This is a genomic window from uncultured Thiodictyon sp. (assembly GCA_903837595.1).
In the GTDB taxonomy this organism is placed as follows: Bacteria; Pseudomonadota; Gammaproteobacteria; order Chromatiales; family Chromatiaceae; genus Thiodictyon.
Genome location: CAILVI010000298.1, coordinates 1 through 2,743, shown reverse-complemented (window position 1 = coordinate 2,743; position 2,743 = coordinate 1). Strand labels below are relative to the sequence as shown.

The window sequence follows — 2,743 nt, the reverse complement described above, 5'->3', positions numbered from 1 at the left end:
CGCGACTGGATCGACCTGGCCGCACTGACCGCGGGGCCGGTGTTTCGCCGCATCGGCCCGGGCGGACACCTGGGCAGCGCGGCCCTGCACCCCAACAGCCTGGTGCCGCTGCTGCGTCGGCGCCTCCTGGCGGCGGGGATCGCCACCCCCGACCGCTACAGTGGCCATTCCCTGCGGCGCGGCTTCGCCACCTGGGCCAACGGTCATGACTGGGACGTCAAGGATCTGATGGAGTACGTCGGCTGGAAGGACGCCGGGTCGGCCATGCGCTACATCGAGCGCGCGGATAGCTACGGGCGCTACCGCATCGAGCAGGCCCTGGCGCAGAACGCGCCAGCCGCCGCGGCGCGTGCGGCAGTGGATTGAGGCTGGCCTGCGCCCTACCCCGCCAGCCACACCCGCGAAGGGAAAGACTCTTGCCCCAATGCGTGTTGGTCGATGCGGCGGAATCATGATCGCCTCCCGCGTCAGGCCGTCATCGCAACGCCACCATGCCGGAGCAGACCAGCGGCTGGGCCATGCCTTTCCTAAACTGCGGGTGTTCAGATCCAGCAGCGGATCGACGCTGAGCGCCCTTGTGACAAGGCGTTGATCGCGATGGACTTATCGCTGCTAATGGAGGTTACACCGATCATCCCGGGAACGCATTCAATCACCGGGCGGGCATGGAGCGGCGGCCGTCCACGGACTCAGCAGGTCAGAAGCGCGACATCGTACTTGGCGATCTCTGGGTCGCGCGTGATCAGGGTCAGGGCCTCAGCGCGGGCCTGAGCGACGAACATCCGGTCGGACGGGTCGCGATGGTGCAACGGCAGCGCGCGATACGCATTGAGGTGTGAGAGGCGGATCGGCAGAACCTCATAACCCGTTTCATCGCGTCAGTTCTGATCGGCAAAAATCGCGTCCAGCGCCTGCGCATCGAGCACCCGGTCCGTCCAGCATTCCAGCTCGGCTTCACTGGCCTGACTCAGGCGTTGCTCGGCCCAGGACGGCAGCGGGCCAAAACGCAGTGTGAGTTGCCGACGCAGCACTTTGGACTCACCCTCTTGCCTGCCCTCCTGCCTCCCCTCTTTTTTCCACTCCTCGGTCCAGGTCTTGACCCGTTCGGCTAACATGGCTTGCATCTCCTGTAATTCGATGACGTTAGGGATCTCGGCCCCGGGGACCCGCGCCGGCAGCAGCACCCGTTTCAGCCATACCACGAAGGCGCGGCGCAAAGCCGCCTGCTCCGCGGACGCAAGCCAGTCGACGAGACAGGCCACCACCCGCTCAATATCGTCCGGGGCGCGGCTGTTCTCCAGCCGGAACAGGGCGGCGGCGACGTTGTGCAGTCCCTTCAAGTCGGCCTCGTCGTAGCGGCGCTCTTCAAGCAGAAGATAGCGGATCTGCGGTTGCCAGCGTCGCAGTTGCTCCGGCAGGTCCGGTTCGATGAGGTCAGTCAGGCTGGTTTTCGCCGTCCAAGTGGCCTGGCCGTTGTAGAGCACGATCGGCAACACCGGTGGTAGATACCCGCCGGCGGGGATCTCGCCCGCCGCAGCCAGATCCTGATACAACAATCCGACATAGGTGAGCAACCGCGCGGCCATCAGGCGATCGACCGTGGACTGAAACTCCAGCAGCAGATAGACGTATAACCACCGTTCACCCCAGCGCAGGCGCCAGATGATGTCGTCCTCGCGCTCGCGCAAATCGTGGCTGATACCGATCTCGCGGACCCGCTTCAGGGTGTCGAAGTCCAAGGCCGCAACCCAGTCCTCATGCACAAATCCGCGCACCGGGTCGGCGACCATCAGACGGTGGGAGAACAGGAGTTTATAGGATGGATCGTGTTCGGCCATGAGGTGCCTGTGGATGTCGAGATTCCGCGCAGTGTAAATGATTCGCCACCCGAGAGCGCCGCCTGTCACAACCACACATCCTAAAGAGGTCATGAGCTCAAGGTTTATGGCTCTCAGTTACACGCCCCCCGAAGCAGACTGACGCCATCGACCGCATACCGGTGGGTGTCATGGCCCAACAGTTCCTTCTGTCGGCCGTGGCCCGGACCCACAGAATCGCCTTGATCCGTTGGTGCGGCACTTCGGCTGGTACCGGGATATAGGTCGGTGCGTCTTGGTCAACGATACGGGCAGGGTTCATGCTTGCATCCTCCACTTCAGTGCGTAGAAGACGATCCGACATCACAAGGCGCCCAATCCTAGGCCGCGTCGCGCCAGTGCCGGCCGGCGACTGGCCGGCCCCACGCCAACCGGTCACCGACACCCTGGTTGGCCGCTGTGCCGTTCCAGGCAAGGTAGCGGTCCATGCTGACGCTCCAGACCGCAGTACCGGACGCGACCAAGCCCGCCGGGTCAGGTACCAAGACAGGCCCCGGGGAAGCGCCGTCACGACGGGGCGCGCGGCCGGCCGCTTCGACCAGGTTGCAGGGTCCGCGGGGATGGACTCGGGCAGGCAGCAATCGTATTCCAGGGTCCCGTCGCCTACCCATTTGGCATCGGCTGAGAAGCGTCGTGCCAACCGGCGCATGCCGGTGTTCTCCGCCAGCACCTCAAACCAGAAACGGCGTATGCCTTGGCGCTGGGCAGCCGGAATCAGATGAGATAGCAGCGCTGAACCCACCCCCTGCCCCTGTATCCCGTCGACCGTGGCGACGGAGAACTCGGCCACCTCCCCGCCGGGGGTCAGACGCAGACAGCGGGCAAAACCCAGGGGCTCTGACTCCCGGCCGGTCGCGTCGATCCGT

General features: G+C 64.9%; 3 protein-coding genes and 1 pseudogene. 1 reads left to right on the top strand and 3 read right to left on the bottom strand.

The window, feature by feature from the left end; all coding sequences use genetic code 11:
• Positions 1-366, top strand: a 366-nt coding sequence (locus QZY44_RS16460; protein WP_295448399.1) for a tyrosine-type recombinase/integrase, incomplete at its 5' end; no start/stop codon positions are given.
• A 323-nt stretch (positions 367-689) separates the two neighbouring features.
• Here QZY44_RS16460 and QZY44_RS16455 read toward each other — a convergent pair.
• The 3 genes and pseudogenes from QZY44_RS16455 to QZY44_RS35815 form a co-directional block, all read right to left on the bottom strand.
• A complete protein-coding gene (locus QZY44_RS16455) occupies positions 690-854 on the bottom strand; it encodes a PIN domain-containing protein (RefSeq protein ID WP_295448401.1) in 165 nt (54 codons plus the stop codon).
• 24 nt (positions 855-878) lie between these two features.
• Positions 879-1,838, bottom strand: a complete 960-nt coding sequence (locus QZY44_RS16450) for an Rpn family recombination-promoting nuclease/putative transposase (protein ID WP_295448395.1) — start codon at positions 1,836-1,838, stop codon at positions 879-881.
• 676 nt (positions 1,839-2,514) lie between these two features.
• Positions 2,515-2,709: pseudogene (locus tag QZY44_RS35815) on the bottom strand (GNAT family N-acetyltransferase); the annotation flags it as partial.
• Positions 2,710-2,743: the final 34 nt, after the last annotated feature.

Excerpts from the sequence above, each read along its gene's own strand:
- QZY44_RS16450 (WP_295448395.1), bottom strand. The coding sequence starts at position 1,838 with ATGGCCGAACACGATCCATCCTATAAACTCCTGTTCTCCCACCGTCTG.